At 48.2% G+C, this 15,549-nt stretch carries 13 protein-coding genes; 1 reads left to right on the top strand and 12 read right to left on the bottom strand.

Annotation, left to right across the window (positions count from 1 at the left end):
- Positions 1-107: 107 nt before the first annotated feature.
- From LMJ53_RS03370 to LMJ53_RS03410, 9 genes are all read right to left on the bottom strand, one after another.
- A complete protein-coding gene (locus tag LMJ53_RS03370; protein ID WP_229584806.1) occupies positions 108-1,334 on the bottom strand; it encodes an MFS transporter in 1,227 nt (408 codons plus the stop codon).
- Between the two features lie 197 nt (positions 1,335-1,531).
- Complete coding sequence (locus LMJ53_RS03375) at positions 1,532-2,557, bottom strand: LacI family DNA-binding transcriptional regulator (protein WP_229584807.1); 1,026 nt, start codon at positions 2,555-2,557, stop codon at positions 1,532-1,534.
- A gap of 135 nt (positions 2,558-2,692) precedes the next feature.
- Complete coding sequence (locus LMJ53_RS03380; RefSeq protein WP_229584808.1) at positions 2,693-5,125, bottom strand: TonB-dependent receptor domain-containing protein; 2,433 nt, start codon at positions 5,123-5,125, stop codon at positions 2,693-2,695.
- A 943-nt stretch (positions 5,126-6,068) separates the two neighbouring features.
- Positions 6,069-6,410, bottom strand: coding sequence for a pilin (locus LMJ53_RS17065; RefSeq protein ID WP_324295580.1), 342 nt, complete (start codon positions 6,408-6,410; stop codon positions 6,069-6,071).
- Between the two features lie 176 nt (positions 6,411-6,586).
- On the bottom strand, positions 6,587-7,453 hold the full coding sequence (locus tag LMJ53_RS03390) for an aminotransferase class IV (RefSeq protein WP_229584809.1): 867 nt from the start codon (positions 7,451-7,453) through the stop codon (positions 6,587-6,589).
- Positions 7,454-7,477: 24 nt separating this feature from the next.
- Entirely contained in the window at positions 7,478-8,386 is a 909-nt protein-coding gene (locus LMJ53_RS03395; RefSeq protein WP_229584810.1) for a glutamate cyclase domain-containing protein, read from the bottom strand.
- Positions 8,383-9,381, bottom strand: coding sequence for a biotin-dependent carboxyltransferase family protein (locus LMJ53_RS03400; RefSeq protein WP_229584811.1), 999 nt, complete (start codon positions 9,379-9,381; stop codon positions 8,383-8,385). The genes LMJ53_RS03395 and LMJ53_RS03400 overlap by 4 nt, the downstream gene beginning before the upstream one ends.
- Complete coding sequence (locus tag LMJ53_RS03405; protein ID WP_229584812.1) at positions 9,378-10,121, bottom strand: 5-oxoprolinase subunit B family protein; 744 nt, start codon at positions 10,119-10,121, stop codon at positions 9,378-9,380. The genes LMJ53_RS03400 and LMJ53_RS03405 overlap by 4 nt, the downstream gene beginning before the upstream one ends.
- Entirely contained in the window at positions 10,109-10,897 is a 789-nt protein-coding gene (locus LMJ53_RS03410; RefSeq protein ID WP_229584813.1) for a 5-oxoprolinase subunit PxpA, read from the bottom strand. Before LMJ53_RS03410 ends, LMJ53_RS03405 begins: the two co-directional genes overlap by 13 nt.
- Before the next feature lie 282 nt (positions 10,898-11,179).
- Here LMJ53_RS03410 and LMJ53_RS03415 point away from each other — a divergent pair, with 282 nt between their 5' ends.
- The gene (locus LMJ53_RS03415; RefSeq protein ID WP_229584814.1) at positions 11,180-12,193 is read left to right on the top strand and encodes a sensor domain-containing diguanylate cyclase; all 1,014 of its coding nucleotides are present in this window, start codon (positions 11,180-11,182) and stop codon (positions 12,191-12,193) included.
- 18 nt (positions 12,194-12,211) lie between these two features.
- Here the strand turns inward: LMJ53_RS03415 and LMJ53_RS03420 are convergent, their stop codons facing one another.
- Genes LMJ53_RS03420 through LMJ53_RS03430 form a run of 3 tightly spaced genes read right to left on the bottom strand, consistent with a single transcriptional unit; the run spans position 12,212 to position 15,546 of the window.
- Complete coding sequence (locus tag LMJ53_RS03420; protein WP_229584815.1) at positions 12,212-13,012, bottom strand: putative hydro-lyase; 801 nt, start codon at positions 13,010-13,012, stop codon at positions 12,212-12,214.
- A 47-nt stretch (positions 13,013-13,059) separates the two neighbouring features.
- Entirely contained in the window at positions 13,060-15,144 is a 2,085-nt protein-coding gene (recG, locus tag LMJ53_RS03425) for an ATP-dependent DNA helicase RecG (protein ID WP_229584816.1), read from the bottom strand.
- Positions 15,145-15,153: 9 nt separating this feature from the next.
- Positions 15,154-15,546, bottom strand: coding sequence for a RidA family protein (locus tag LMJ53_RS03430; protein WP_226749312.1), 393 nt, complete (start codon positions 15,544-15,546; stop codon positions 15,154-15,156).
- Between the last annotated feature and the right edge of the window lie 3 nt (positions 15,547-15,549).

Raw genomic sequence — 15,549 nt, forward strand, 5'->3', positions numbered from 1 at the left:
GGCAAACTACAGAGAAAACGTTCAGAGCTAATGTTCAGAGCTAATGTGTAATATTAATCAGTTTGGTATTCAGTACCACGCGGTTTGCTTAACTGAAAAGTATTAAACTAATGTGCCGCTTTTTGCAGTTGTTGCTCTGCCGGGTTAAACAAGAAGTTCCACCACAAACCGATACACAGCAGCACGGCAAAGCCGGTGGCCAGATAGAAGCCATAGCGCACATCACCAAACATATCGCCAACAATACCCATTAACAAAGGCCCTAAAGCAGCGGCTAAAGCGGTAAAAGCCAAAATTAAGCCTGCGGCAGCGCCATGTTGATTGCGCGGAAAGCAGCTAATGCCTTTGGAGTTTAAGGTGGGATACATCATCGACATAAAGAGCCCCGACAGCGGCATGAGCCACAGTGCCCAAGCAATACCTTGCCACATACTGACGATGAAACAGGCTGCGATCACGGTACTAAACCAAGCCAATAAACTCGTCCAACAAAAACGGGTTAACAGCCATTCAGCTAAAAAGCGCCCCAGCGTGCGTAAAATAAAAAATACCGTGATGGCATGTGCTGCCATGGTGGTCCATTGGCCATCATATTGTTGCAGTAAGGTCGGCAGCCAAACAAAAATCGCCACTTCGGTTGCCACATAACAGGCGATTGCTAGCGAAAAGCCCAGCGCGTAGCGGTTTTTAACTAAGGCTAAACAATCCCAAATCGAGCTTTGCGCTTGCGTGACATAACCGGGGTAATCCATGCGCCAAGCAATCAGCAGTAGTACCGCGCAAATAAAGCCAGCTAACAAGTAAAGCTGCTCCCAAGCGAGGTCATAACTCAGTAGCAATGCCACTAAAGCGGGGCCAGCAATGGCACCGAGGCCAAAGAAACCTTCTACCCGATTCATTAAACGGGTATGACCTTGCGCATTGTTACTGATATCACCAATTAGCGCCAAGGCACCGGTTTTAAATAAACCGATACTTAAACCGCACAGGCCCAGTAGTAACAAATAAAAGTTAAAGCTTTGGCCAAATGCAAAGGCAACACAGGCCAACGTATAAATAAATAAACCAAATAATATAATCTTCTTACGGCCCAAGCGATCGGCCAGTTGCCCTAGGAATAACCCAGATAAACCAATAAAGATCATCGGTACATAATGAAAGGCGGCGGCTTGCGTCAGTGTTAGATTAAACTGAGCCACCACTTCTGGAATAATGACGCCAACGGCATCTGTGGTCATAGCGAACACAAAAAACATTAGGCAGGTCATCCATTTAACCTGATTATGGGTGTGGTTATCCACCACGACAGCAGCGTGCGGTTGAGAGTTTTGCATGTTTCTACCTTGTTAAGAATCAGCCTGAGGCTAACGTTATTTTTATCAGGTGATCGCTGTACTGAGTACATGTCGTCGCCTGTTTTTAATTAACTTAAAATTACACCTTAAACGATTAAGTTGCAAGGCTTCTGCACGATATTTAAACAAAATACTGTGAGTTTAAAACAAGGGGGAAGGTCGGCACGTCAGGCGTTTTAGCAGCTGTCGCGTAAACGCAACTCACAATCAAGCAAAACATGTTGTTGCTGTTGGCCGCTCAGTAACAAACGGGCAGCAGTGCGGCCTTTCTCATCACTATGCTGGGCAATCGTGGTTAGCGCAGGGTAGGCACGCTCGGCTTCTTCAATGCCATCAAAACCCACAATACGCAGATCCTCTGGAATGCGTAAGCCCAGTTGGCGCGCGGCAGCGATGGCTCCTAAGGCGATGCGATCACTCATACAGAGTAATAACTGCGGCCTGGGATATTGGGTAAGGGCTTCACGTGCGGCGATTTCGGCATAATGATGAGTATTAACGGGGATATGCCACACTTGTTCGGCTGGCAAGGCGCGGTTTTGCGCTTGCATCGCCGCTAAATAACCATCAAGGCGCCGCCGCGCGATAGATTCTTCTTCATGATACAGCTCGTTCGGTTGCATCCGACAGACACGGTCTGAATCGAGTAAACGTAAGCCTAATACTGCTATCTTACCGGCTTGTTGCTGCAAGGCATATTCTGCAATGTCATAGGCATAACGGTAATTATCGATATTGACAGAACCGACATCGGGGAGGTTACAGTCGACGGTGATCATCGGCTTACCACTGGCCAGTATACGGTCGAGTTGCTCTGGGCTTTTCGAGCGGCCGTAAATAATAAAGCCATCAGGCATGGCTTCGGCTGTGCTGTGCACCGCTTTGCTGCCAGAGAGCAACAACATATCTTTACCCTGTTGCTGTAATACTTCGGCAATGCCTTTAATCAATTGGCTCGCCACCGGATCGCTAATGGCATAATCGAGCGAGTCGGCGAGTAAGATGGCAATCATATCTGAACGGCCGGTGCGCAAGCTGCGCGCCGTGGCATTCGGGCCGTTAAAACCGAGTTTTTCACTTTCGGCCAAGATATGGCGGCGCAAATCAGTAGACAGTTGGTCTGGCCGATTAAAGGCATTTGAAACCGTTGCCACGGACACCCCTAGGTGCTTAGCCAGTGATTTCAATGTAATTTTTGCCATACTGTACTATCCTTAAACTGCTTATAAACTTGTGCTACCGCCGCAGATCCGATTGTCTAAAACGAAAAAGCTGCACGTTAATGCAGCTTTACATATCTCTTTTCACAATGCCAGTTAGAAAAGCGCACAACTCACTTAGAATTGATAGCGTATACCTAACGAAGCCGTGCGACCGTTAATGGTTCTGGCCGTAATAATGCCGTTTGCCGGTACACTGCCTTGTTCCGCTTCAGTAATACCCACAGTATCAAATAGGTTATTTACATTGACTGACAGTGTTAAGTTCTGAGCTAGCTCATAGTTAGCAAAGGCGTTCAGCTGCGTATAAGCATCAAACTTCAGATCATTGTTATCTTGCGCATAGGCACCGGTCGTTCCGACTATAGTGAAACCGACCTGTGCGTTATCCATTGTATAACGTGCTAATAAGTTATAGATAAAGTCGGCTTGACGACGTGGCGTATTACCTACTACCGCTGGATTAAGTGCATCTTGGCTGATTTCAGCATCCGTCCAAGTCACCGAACCGCGGAAATCGAAATCACCAATCCGATAGCTACTCTCTAACTCAACACCTTTGGCTTCATATACGCGGTCAAAAAACTGCTGGGTCGTGGCTTCAAAGTTTTGCTCATCGGTTTCAGCAAAAAACACGGTGGCGAACAGGTTTAAATTACCATGGCGGCTCTTGCTACCAAATTCGTACTGTTTTACCTGATCTACCGCATCTTGTGCTGCTACTGAGCCATCTGCATTAACTTTGCCAAACAGTAAACGGTCGGCATTAGCACGGCCACCCTTACTGATGCGACCAAATACTGCCCAGTCTCTACTGTATTGATAGTTAGCACCTACCGAGTATGAATTGTAACTCCAGTCATAATTCACTAACTGCGGGTTAGCTAAGTCGATACCTGACACACTTTGTTCAACTTGGCTAATGACGCCATCGCCATTCATATCACGGCTACTTTGCACAGCACCCGCATAGGTGCCTGTCGCATCACCCATATCGCGGCGAACACTGGCTTCAAACGACCAATCGCCAAAGCCCCAGCTTGCAGAAGCATAAGGTGCTTTGATGCTGTAATCGGTGTTGTAATTCCGTTGACAGCAATTGCCCCAAAATGGCACACCATAAGCTAATAAACCCTTTTCAGAAAACGCTGTGCCATTTGCAGCGGTAACATCCAGCAATTCTGCGTTATCGCCTTTTAAGGCCATAAAATAGGAATTCCACAGCCAAGACATATCAATAGACTGATCGGCGATGTAATAGCCTAAAGTCACATCCACTTCACCAATGCTTCGGGACAGTTTTAAGTCGTTAACCATTGAACCGAAATCGTTGATCTCAACATCAAAGGTATGAATACGCATCGCATTGGCACTGGCATCATAACGCTCGCCAGCCTGAGGTCCTACGGCATAACGAACAACCGCACCTGGCCCTGCAATACTGTCGGCAATACTTTGGCTATTATCCACTTCGGCTGGGAAGGGTGTAATAAAATTGCCGCTAACACTGCTAATACGGAAGCGGTTATCTAGCGTCCAGTTATCATCTAAATCAAAAACGGCTTCCACCCCGAAGCTATTGACTTCAGGATTCATCCCGTTACGAATATCACCGCGCGAGATCTGATTAGCACCATTTAAGCGCACGGTTTCGGTTAAATACACGGATTGTAGGGTATCTTGTTGCGAATCGTAGCCCGCTACTGAGCTACCATCGGCACGCATTGGCATCGGCATATAGCTGGCAACACGGTCATTTAAGTGTTTGGCATAAAGCCGTACATAGCCCGTATCAAATTCTTTAGTGATATTGGCTTTTAACTGATAACCCCGTTCACCTTGATAACCAGGATCACGAATGCCTTCGCCTTGACGGACAAAACCGCCCAAATGAAAGCGGGTATCCGTATTAATATCGCCACCGTACTCAAAGTCAGTACGGAATTGGTCGTAATTTAAACCGGTCGTCATGGCGATACTGCCGCCATTATCGGCGCCTGTTTTACTTAAAAAGTTAATCACACCGCCAGGTGAATTACTGGCTAGCGTACTGGCTGAGCCACCACGGATCACTTCTAACCGCGAGAGGGTAGCATCGGCACGCACAAAGATATCGGCGTTACCAAAGGCAATATCACCAAACTGTACTACGGGTAAGCCATCTTCTTGTAAGGTTAAAAATTTAGCACCGCCTGCGGCCACCGGTAAACCACGAACAGCGATGTTAGCGTTACCTTCACCACCGGTTGATTCACTGCGTACACCGGGCAGCATACGGAAGATTTCGGCAGTTGATCTTGGCGCACTCGCATCAATATCTTCTAGTGTCAAAGCACTCACTGACACACTAGATTGCATCACGGTTTGATTACGTGAGACAGAACCGGTAACGATAATACGTTCAAAGCCCAAACCGGAGGGCTCAGCAGCTTGTTCAGCATTTGCGGTTTCAGTCTCGGTGTTGTCTTGTTGCGCCTGCACGGCATTAGCACTTAATGCTAAACCAATAGCCAGCGCCAAATAAGAACGGCGATTTGGTGTTGTTTTCATCTGGTGTCTCCCTTGTCGGTCTTGAATAAATATTATTATCATACGGTGCTTCAGCCTACTTTTTGACTCTATCTAAATCGTTTCAGATAAAAGGCGAAAAATAGCGTTTGTATAATTTCATTATCAAGTGTGCTTTTGCAGCATTCTTTGATTTATAGTAGCAGACTAAGTCAATTTTGCTAGTTTTAACCAATAACAGCAAAGTCAGCTCAGCGCTTTCAAACATAAACTTGGTTGTTTCTTCGAGTTGATATGCTACGTTAAAGTTGTCTTAAACGTTTTACCTCTAAAATTTGCAGTCGTCAAGAGTGGTTAATAACTAAACAGGTTTTTTTTGAAAAAAATGACATTACCACTGAGGTTCGGTATTGGCATCGTTGCTTTTTGGTTAACTTAAAAGATCATTGGTTAGCGTGATAATTTAGGGGGCGTGATTAATCGCAACGCCATCTCATCAACACCAATATCAACGGCGACAAGTTATAAGGGCGCAGTGTTTTCTGTATTCGGTATCTGTAACATCACCTGCTGCCTGAGCCATCTAGGGGTTGGTTTAAAGCCATGATTCTGTCGCAGCAAAGCTGCATCACTTGGACAAGCAGGAGAGCAGAGGGTTTTCTGGGGCTATAAGTAGCCAGGGGCAGGACGCAGTGAGTCCAGAGCCTTGATCCTGATGAGTGACGGGTGCGATACACGCATAACCACCAACGAGAACTAAAATGCGAAGGTTATTGGTTTACAAGGAATAAAAAAAGATATGAGCACTTGCGTGCGCGCGGGTTCGCTTATGCTATTGACACCGAGAGGCTAATGGGTGAACCCGAAGGTTTCAAAGAAGGTCTCACAGCATAAGACCCCGAAGGTCTTGCAAAAAAACAAACCCGCACGAGGCGGGCTTGTTGTTCGGTATCTGAACCCGAAGGGTCGTCAAAGGTAGCAAAACTTATGCAGCTGGTGTTAAAACACAGGTAGATGTGTTTAGGTCACAAGAAATAGTACCTCTGCCTGGGTCGATTGGAGCAGTTGTAAAAGGACCTGCGTCATCAACAGCAATTGCATCTAGATCTTCACATCGAGCAGCTGTTCCTGCTGGAAAATCTCTACCTTCGTAACGTTCAACAGACGCTGCACGAACGTGAGCAGTGGCTTCTGCTAAACATGCATTGTCAGCAGAACGAATTGTGTAGTTATTGTAAGCTGGCAATGCTACCGCAGCCAAAATACCGATGATCGCTACTACGATCATTAATTCAATTAAGGTAAAACCTTGTTGTACACGTTTCATAATTTACATCTCCTGAGTTTTGTTAGCCGCTTGGGCTAATACTTATTCTGGACGGTTTTTCACATTTCGCAAGCACTATTTTTTAATCTAATTAAAAAATTGCTAATTTATTGCTCTATAACAGCTTTATGGCTGTTTTGCGCAATAAAGCAGCAGAAATAAATAGTATAAAAGTATTATATGCTATATTTATATTGGCTAAATAATTGTTGTGCTTGTAGCCAAATGTCACCGACTTGGCCGTTACCGACCGGTTGATTATTCAACAGCGTGACGGGGGCAATCTCTTTGCTGGAGCTGGTTAACCAGATCTCATCGGCGGCCAATACTTCGGCATAACTGATGTCGCGCTCAACCACCTTTAGCGGACTATGCTGGCGTAAAATCTGTAATAGTAATAAGCGCGTGACGCCAGGGAGTAGCTTGTTAGAGAGTGGCGGGGTAGCGATTTCAGCGTTTTTAATCACAAACACATTAACGGCAGCGCCTTCGGTTAAAAAGCCCTCACGATCGAACAATAAGATTTCTTGCGCGCCTTGCTCTTTACCTTGTTGATAATGTAAGACGTTACCAAGCAGCGAGGTGGATTTAATATGGCAACGCTGCCAGCGTAAATCGTTACCGGTTACCGCATGATAGGTGGTGGCGTGTTGCTTATCGGCGATGGGCTCTGCCGCAATGGCAAAGGCATAAGCAAAGATCGTCGGGCGGATATCGGTTGGGAAGGCATGGTTGCGCTTACTATCAGTGCCACGGCTGACCTGAATATACACCGCGAGGTTATCGCCCATGCTAGGTTGATTGAGCGTCAGTAATTGCTGGCAAATGTCGGCCCACTCTGCGGCTTGCATACCATGTTGAATACTCAGCTCGGCTAAACCATTGTGCAGGCGCGTGATATGCGGTGCAAACCCAACAAAACGGCCGTGGTAAGACGGGATCACTTCATAAATACCGTCGCCAAATAAAAAGCCGCGATCCATTGGCGATATTTTCGCTTCGCTGGCAGGTATAAAATGACCGTTTAAATAGACTGTGCTCATGGATATCTCGTGTTAATTAAAAAATTAAAGGGTTGGCGTAGCAACGGGGTTTAGCGCATCCTTTACCCATTGCTGCAAGCGGGTAATCAGAGCTGCACCCTCGCTATAAGGTAAACCATCTTCAGTTAAGGTATTGGCGCGGGTGACGCCATCAATACAGCCGTTAGCAACAAGGTATTGTAGTAGTTCCAGTAGGTTGGCTTGTTGCAGTAAATTTTCGCCGCGTAATACCGACACCATGGCAATAATGCCCCAGGCGGCCCAGTTGGAAACATCGGCAATCACCAGTTCGTCGCATTCGGTAACACTGGGCGTGATATTTAATTGGCCTAAAACGGCGGCTAAATTACCCATGCCAATTTCATTGCCACCATCGCCAATAGCCAGGGTGGGGCAAGCGGCTTGCTCTAAAAAATAATCAAAGCTGGCGCAGCGCTCCGATATATCTTCACCGCGCATATTCATATAGCGGCCATTGGCACTAAAGCCGGGGCGCTCGATCGCCAGCACCAAGGCTGGTTTTAATTCGGCTAAGGCCTCTGTGGCAATTTGCGCTAACTGTTGATATTGATTGACCCGCAGTGCATAGCACTGGTAGCGCTGGCTTAACACGCTAAATAGCGGATCACCACAAACAATAATCGGCTTTAACTGCATTTGTAGTGCGCATTGATACAGGGCAATGGCGCCGACCGGGCCATCGGTTTCAAAGGTTTCTAATACCGGAAAGCCGGTGCCAATTAATACCGTACTGCCGGCGGGTAAGTTAAACAAACGCGCGGCGCGCAGCAAATAACCGGGGCGTAAATGCGGTTGTAACAGCTGCATACCGCGCAAATTGCGTTCCACCAAGCAGTTTTCCAGCTGTTGGCTTAATTGCTTTAAGTTCAGCATGGGGTGGCTTGAGGCGGTATTGGGCGCAGCGTGTGTCATAGGGTGTCCAAAACAGTCGGGCTAATGCCATAGTGTTGATATTCGCGTTTTAACCTAGCGGCAGCTAAATGAGTCGAATTATGCGCATCGGCGGCGGTGATTGGGCTGAAATTAAGCTGTGTGCCGCTACTGGCCTGCGCCAGAGCCCAACAATCAAGAGACAGCACATTGCCTATTTTCGGATAGCCGCCTAAGGTTTGCCGATCGTTTAACAGCACTATCGGTTGGCCATCGGGTGGAATTTGCACGGCGCCATAGCTGATCCCCTCGGATAACAACTGGCTGGTACTGCAACGAATGGCTGGGCCGCTTAACTTGTAGCCCATGCGATCAAACTGTGGGCTGACTTGATAAGTATGTAAATAAAACTGCGCCCGCGCGGTGGCGCTAAATAACGCTGATTGATAGCCTTCAATTAAGCGCAGTTGCAGAGGAGTGGCGCCGGGTAAAGTGCGTTGACGAATGGCAGCGGCAACCGGCGCTTTGCTGGTGTTGATATGGCTGTTTGCTGCGGTTGCTAAAGCGAGCTCAGCCCCTGCGGTAAGCTTTTGACCGTTTTGCTGCAAGCCGCCAATACCCTCGCGCATTACGGTGGCGCTACTGCCAAACTGAGCGGGGGCGGCAATACCGCCCGCAACCGCAATGTAAGCCCGTAAGCCACGGCTACACATACCCAGTTCAATTTCGTCACCGGCTTTAAGCGCTAATGCCTGCCAGCACTGCACCGCCTTGCCGTTTAAGGTTAAAGCTAACTCTGCACCCGTGACCGCGATCACGCAGTTTGCAACGGCTTGTAATGTTAAGCCGCCGACACTGTGTTCAATCAGTGTGCTGTTAACAGGGTTGGCCACTAACGCATTGGCCCAGCGAAAGCTGTGTAAATCGAGTGGGCCGCCTTGGGTTAAACCTAGCGCCCCCATGCCAAAGCGGCCTTGGTCTTGCAGTAAACTTAACACCCCAGGGCTAATAATGCGCAGTACCGTCATGCTCGTCATACTAGACCGCCTAACAAGCTATATTCGCGCGCGGTGATCGGCACAAAATTGACCTGATCGCCCACGGCCACCGGCATCGCCGGTTGTTGTTTGGCGTTAAACATCGGCACCGGGCAAAGCCCTAGTAGATGCCAACCTCCAGGCGAAGCTGCGGGGTACACCGCGGTTTGGCGATCGGCAATGGCGACTGCACCGGCCGGTACTTTGGCGCGCGGTGTGCTTAAGCGTGGTAACGCTAATGCGGCCGGGAGTTCACCTAAATAAGCAAAACCCGGTGCAAAGCCAATGGCATATACCTGATAACTGCACTCGCTATGCAGTGCAATCACTTCAGCAACCGATAAGCCTGTGGCTTTGGCCACCCGTACTAAATCTAAATCGTCTTGTTCGCTATACCACACGGGCAACTCTACGCATTTGGCTGTACTGGTCGCTAATTTTGCTGCAGGTTTGGCTAAAGCCTTAACCAATAAAGGCCGCAGCGTTAAGTGACTATGTTGCAGCGGATTAAAGGTAATCAGTAATGAGGCATAAGAGGGTAATAACTCTACTAACACCGTGCCGACTAACGGCTGTAATAGCTGCATAGCGGTTTGAATATGCAGCGCTGTGCCAGGGCTAATTTGCTGCGTAGTTAAATACAATATATAAGCATTTTCACCGGCGATCTGTAAATGATAATCTGCAGCGGATAAGCCGCCCACCAACAGATCTGAGCGGTTAAGATTTATCTCTGACATGCATTGACTCGCATTCGGATCTGTTGCAATTGCGCAATGGCTTCAAGGTTATCACCGTGTACGCACAGTGTATCGGCTTGCAAGGCGAGGGTACGGCCGGTGTCGGTGGTCACGGTGCCGGTTTTGAGTAATTGGTCGACTTGCTCGAGCACTTCTGCGCCATGTAACACCGCGCCGGCTTGAGCGCGAGGCGTTAGCTTGCCTTGGTCGGTATAACGGCGATCAGCAAAGGCTTCGAATAATAAAGACACACCGGCTGTCGCGGCTTGCTGTTTTAGTAAAGCGGCGTCGGCAGTGGCTAAAATCATTAATTTTAGGGGTTTGTGATAGCTGGCAATGGCTTCTAATACCGCTTGCCATACCGCAGGCTGGCTCATCATATCATTATATAAAGCGCCATGTGGTTTCACGTAGCTAACGCTCATACCTTGGCATTGCGCCATGCCATCGAGTGCGGCTATTTGATAATGTAACAAATGGCGAATTTCTGCCGCTGAACAGTGCATACTGCGCCGGCCAAAACCTTGTAAGTCTGGATAGCTGGGGTGGGCACCAATGGTCACCTTGTGTTGTTTGGCTAAGCTGAGGGTTTGCGCCATAACATTAGCATCGCCGGCATGAAAACCACAGGCGATATTGGCAAGATCGATATGTGGCATGGCGTCGTGATCACGCCCCATTTGCCAGCTACCAAAACTTTCGCCGAGATCGCAGTTAAGTAACAGGGAGGCTCGAGGCATGTCTGCTGCAGTTGACGAGATCTGTTGTACTGTCATAACGGCTCCGCTAACGTCTTTCTAAACTGCCATAGTGTGCGTGAGTCGCTATATAATGTCCAGTTGCCTAACCGCGCAAATAATAAAATATTCAGGCTTTAATTTGTTAAGAATAAACTATTCTGCCGTGGTGCTATGCTGTGGTTTTGCGGCATAAAAGACAGCTTTTGATTAAAAAGCATCAACCTAGCGAGAATATTCGTTATTTCGCTGCAGCTTTGGCTTAGCCTGTGCTTTACTAAAGAGTAGCAGTGTCCATTTTCAGGAACGACGGATTTTTTTATGGAAAGTAGTGAATTGGAAAGTCGGCTCAGAACCTTGCAAAAGGCTTTGTTACCTTTAATCCAACTGGTGAATCGAATTTCGCGTTTAGAAACCGCTTTTGTTTCCTATATCGATCCGGTGGCAGGCCGTCAGCAAGTGGTGGCGGTGTCGGGCGATGGCGAAATTAATATTGTCGCCGGTGATGAACTCGATTGGCATGATTCGATGTGCCGATTGATTTTTAATGATGAAGGCTGGATCCAAAGTCGCGTGGCTAAAAGGTACCCTGACAGTATTGGAGCCAAATCGGGCATGAATACGTTTTTTGCCTTACCGGTGCAATATAACAATCGGTTGATTGGCAGCTTGTGTGGTACCAGCGTGAACGAAACCGAACTTAATACCGAACAGTACGAGCAGATCCAATTAATTGCCGAAGCGGTGTCGTGGCAAGTTTCGCAATGGCAGCGTTTAATTAAATTACAGCGGCGCTTACAAACTTCGCGTCGCCATTTAAAACAAGCCTTTCAAGATAAAGAATCGCTGCGCATGTTATCCGAGCAAGATCCGCTGACCGGTTTATTAAATCGACGTGGCTTTGCTGATTTATGGCAAAGTTGTATTGAGCAGGAATCAACGGATTCTGATATCAGCGTAATGGCGCTAGATTTTGATAACTTTAAACAATTAAATGATAACTTTGGCCATCAGGCCGGTGATGATGCATTAAAAGCATTGGCGAACATCTTGACCTTGAATATCCGCGATTATGATTTTGCAGCGCGTTTGGGTGGCGATGAATTTATGTTGGTTTTGCCGACCTGTAAAAGGCTAGATGCGCTGCAAATTAGCGAGCGCATTCAACAGCAATATTTGGCCACTTTGCATGGCCAGTCTCATACCATCAGTATTGGTGTGGCGGTTAGCGAGCAAGGCGCCAGTGACGATTTACTGCTACTGGCTGATAAGGCACTGTATCAAGCCAAAAACTCAGGGCGTGGTGCCATTACCGTTAAAACCTTTCGGCGCTAAGCCAAGCCATTCAGCCGTTTAAAGTACGGCTAATTTGCTGTTGGGTAAGTCTGTGATCAGCATATGGCCTGGGGCATGACTGATACAAAAATCCAGTTTCGCTTGCGCTATGGCTAATTGTGGCGTTACGCCACACGCCCAGAATACCGGCACTTCGCCTTCTTTAATGCTAACCGCATCACCGTAATCGGGCTGATTGATATTCTGAATTCCGATCCGGGCTGGATCGCCAAAATGCACAGGGGCACCATGTACTTGTGGAAAGCGCGAACAAATTTGAATGGCTCGGATCGCTGCGGCAGGCTGCATTGGCCGCATACTGACTACCATATTACTGCTAAACACCCCAGCGCTTTGGCAAGGAATATTGGTTTTGTACATGGGGACATTTTTCTGCTCGGTAATATTACGAACTTCCAAGCCATCGGCCAGTAGCGCTTCTTCAAATGAAAACGAGCAACCGATTAAAAAAGTGACTAAATCATCGCGCCATACTGCACCTAAGTCGGTAACTTCTTCGGTAAATTCGCCGTGTCGAAATAGCCGATAACGTGGTAAGTCGCTGCGAATATCTAAATTGGCAGCTAACTGCGGCATGTCAATGGCGCCAGGTGTTGCCGCCATGCCCAGTAAGGGGCAAGGTTTCGGATTAAAATGACAAAACTGCAAAAAATCAGCCGCATAAGCGGCGGGAATAATGGCCATATTGGCTTGCACAAAACCAGGCGCCAACCCAGAGGTGTTGCGGCTAAAAGCGCCACTGCGGCATTGCTGACGAATTTGCAAAGGACTCAGTTGCAAAGGGTTAGGTTGTGACATACCAACTCCGGCTTAGTGTTATAGGGTTTTATTGAGTTTGCAGCGCGTTAAGCATTGCCATAGATTTCGCTATTGGCCAGCCAGCGTTTAATTAATTGTAAGCTATCTTCACGTGAATCTTGCCATAGCCGCGCGGCAATGGCACCGGCTTGCGGCAGTAAGGCGCTATCTCGGGTCAGATCGGCAATTTTAAACTGCATTAAACCGGTTTGACGGGTACCCAGTAATTCACCCGGGCCACGAATTTCTAAATCGCGCTGCGCAATAACAAAGCCGTCATTACTTTCGCGTAGTACGGCTAAGCGCGATTGTGCGGTGCGAGATAAGGGCGCGTGATACAGCAATACGCAATGTGATACTGCACTACCACGACCGACACGGCCACGTAACTGGTGTAATTGCGCTAAACCCAGCCGTTCAGGGTTTTCAATAATCATTAAGCTGGCATTGGGCACATCAACCCCAACTTCGATAACGGTTGTTGCCACTAATAAATCTAACTCGCCATGGCTAAATTGCTGCATCAGTTGTTGCTTTTCTGCGCTTTTTAAGCGGCCATGTACCAAACCAATTTTTAATTCAGGTAAGGCGGCTTGCAATAAACTGGCGGTATCTTCTGCGGCTTGGCATTGCAGCACTTCAGATTCTTCAATGAGTGTACACACCCAATAGGCTTGGCGCTTTTGCTCGGTAACCACTTGACGGACGCGCGCCATCACTTCGTCGCGGCGACTATCCGGGATGGCCACCGTGGTGACGGGCGTACGGCCCGGTGGCAACTCATCAATAATAGAAGTGTCGAGATCGGCATAAGCGGTCATGGCCAAGGTTCTGGGGATCGGCGTTGCCGTCATCACTAATTGATGCGGGTAGTGAGCAACAATGCCGCCTTTTTCTCGTAGCGCTAGGCGTTGGTGCACCCCAAAACGGTGTTGCTCATCAATAATGATTAACGCGAGACGACTAAATTCGACATGCTGCTGAAACAGCGCATGGGTACCAATCACCATCTGGGCTTGGCCACTGCCAATGGCATCTAAGGCACTTTGCCGAGCTTTACCTTTGGTTTTACCGGCCAGCCAGGCTAATTCGATGCCCAGTGGCGCAAACCAGCGTTGAAAATTAACGGCATGTTGCTCGGCGAGCAATTCAGTCGGGGCCATTAATGCCACCTGATAGCCATTACCGATAGCGGTAAGTGCCGCTAGGGCGGCCACCAGCGTTTTACCTGAGCCAACATCACCTTGCACTAAACGCAGCATGGGCAGCGGTTTGGCAAGATCTTGTTGAATTTGGGCCACCACCCGCTGCTGTGCGCCGGTTGGGCTAAAAGGCAAGGCGGCTAAAAATTGTGCCAGTAAAGGCTCTGGCGTAGTTAATACCACAGCTTGTTGCTGTTGTGCTTGGCTGCGCAGTTTATACATGCTGAGTTGCTGGGCAATCAGCTCTTCTAAAATAAGCCGTTGCTGCGCGGGGTGTTTGCCCTCTTCAAGCAAAGTGAGGGCGGCATCTGGCGGCGGGCGATGTATATAACGTAGCGCATCGGCCAGCGACCAAGGCTGTTTCAATAAATGCGCTGGTAAGTATTCTGCTGGCGCGTAGCGGTCTAAATACTCGAGGGCGGCATCGGTAAGATTACGCCACGTAGCTTGTTTCAGCCCTTCGGTTGTTGGATAAACCGGCGTTAGGGTTTCAGCCACCTGCTGCTCGGCATGCTGCGGGTTTATGACCTTATATTCAGGGTGCAGCATTTCTAAGCCGTGATGACCGCGTTTTACCTCGCCAAAACAGCGAAGTTGGCAGCCTTTTTCGACTGCATTTTTTTGCGCGGCAGAAAAATGAAAAAACCGCAGCGTGATGCGGCCGCTACCATCTTGTAGCGTCACCAACCAGCTACGTCTTTTCCCAAATTGCACTTCGCTACTTAACACTTCACCTTGCACAGTGGCATGGATCAGCGGTTGCAAATCGGCGATGGAATACAGGCGAGTGCGATCTTCATAGCGTAGCGGCAGGTGAAACAGCAGGTCCTGCACACTAAAAATAGCCAGCTTGGCGAGCCGTTCCGCTACTTTGCTGCCAACGCCTTTGATCACGGCGATGGCAATATTATCTAAACGCGTTGGGCTCAAGATACAGGCCTAGTGGGTAGACGGTACTTCCATCACGCCGTCAATTTCAATTTGAGCGCCGCGTGGTAAAGCACTGACTTGTACCGCTGCACGAGCAGGGTAGGGTTCGGCAAAGTATTGGCTCATAATTTGGTTAACCACAGCAAACTGGCTAAGATCAATTAAGAAAATATTTACTTTGACCATGTCATTTAAACTACCGCCGGCGGCTTCACATACCGCGGCTAAGTTTTTAAACACTTGGTGTGTTTGCTCGGCAAAATCATCTGAAACAAATTGCATGGTGGCCGGCACGAGTGGGATCTGGCCGGATAAATACACTGTGGTACCAATTTTTACCGCTTGGCTGTAAGTACCAATAGCGGCTGGCGCCGCATCAGTGCGAATAATCACTTTAGACATGAA

Origin of the sequence: Rheinheimera sp. UJ51 (assembly GCF_020819615.1) — a bacterium.
Lineage (GTDB): Bacteria > Pseudomonadota > Gammaproteobacteria > Enterobacterales > Alteromonadaceae > Alishewanella > Alishewanella maricola.

Bases quoted from the DNA above. Each gene is read 5' to 3' on its own strand.
- LMJ53_RS03370 (WP_229584806.1), bottom strand. From the start codon at position 1,334: ATGCAAAACTCTCAACCGCACGCTGCTGTCGTGGTGGATAACCACACC.
- LMJ53_RS03375 (WP_229584807.1), bottom strand. From the start codon at position 2,557: ATGGCAAAAATTACATTGAAATCACTGGCTAAGCACCTAGGGGTGTCC.
- LMJ53_RS03380 (WP_229584808.1), bottom strand. From the start codon at position 5,125: ATGAAAACAACACCAAATCGCCGTTCTTATTTGGCGCTGGCTATTGGT.
- LMJ53_RS17065 (WP_324295580.1), bottom strand. From the start codon at position 6,410: ATGAAACGTGTACAACAAGGTTTTACCTTAATTGAATTAATGATCGTA.
- LMJ53_RS03390 (WP_229584809.1), bottom strand. From the start codon at position 7,453: ATGAGCACAGTCTATTTAAACGGTCATTTTATACCTGCCAGCGAAGCG.
- LMJ53_RS03395 (WP_229584810.1), bottom strand. From the start codon at position 8,386: ATGACACACGCTGCGCCCAATACCGCCTCAAGCCACCCCATGCTGAAC.
- LMJ53_RS03400 (WP_229584811.1), bottom strand. From the start codon at position 9,381: ATGACGAGCATGACGGTACTGCGCATTATTAGCCCTGGGGTGTTAAGT.
- LMJ53_RS03405 (WP_229584812.1), bottom strand. From the start codon at position 10,121: ATGTCAGAGATAAATCTTAACCGCTCAGATCTGTTGGTGGGCGGCTTA.
- LMJ53_RS03410 (WP_229584813.1), bottom strand. From the start codon at position 10,897: ATGACAGTACAACAGATCTCGTCAACTGCAGCAGACATGCCTCGAGCC.
- LMJ53_RS03415 (WP_229584814.1), top strand. From the start codon at position 11,180: ATGGAAAGTAGTGAATTGGAAAGTCGGCTCAGAACCTTGCAAAAGGCT.
- LMJ53_RS03420 (WP_229584815.1), bottom strand. From the start codon at position 13,012: ATGTCACAACCTAACCCTTTGCAACTGAGTCCTTTGCAAATTCGTCAG.
- LMJ53_RS03430 (WP_226749312.1), bottom strand. From the start codon at position 15,546: ATGTCTAAAGTGATTATTCGCACTGATGCGGCGCCAGCCGCTATTGGT.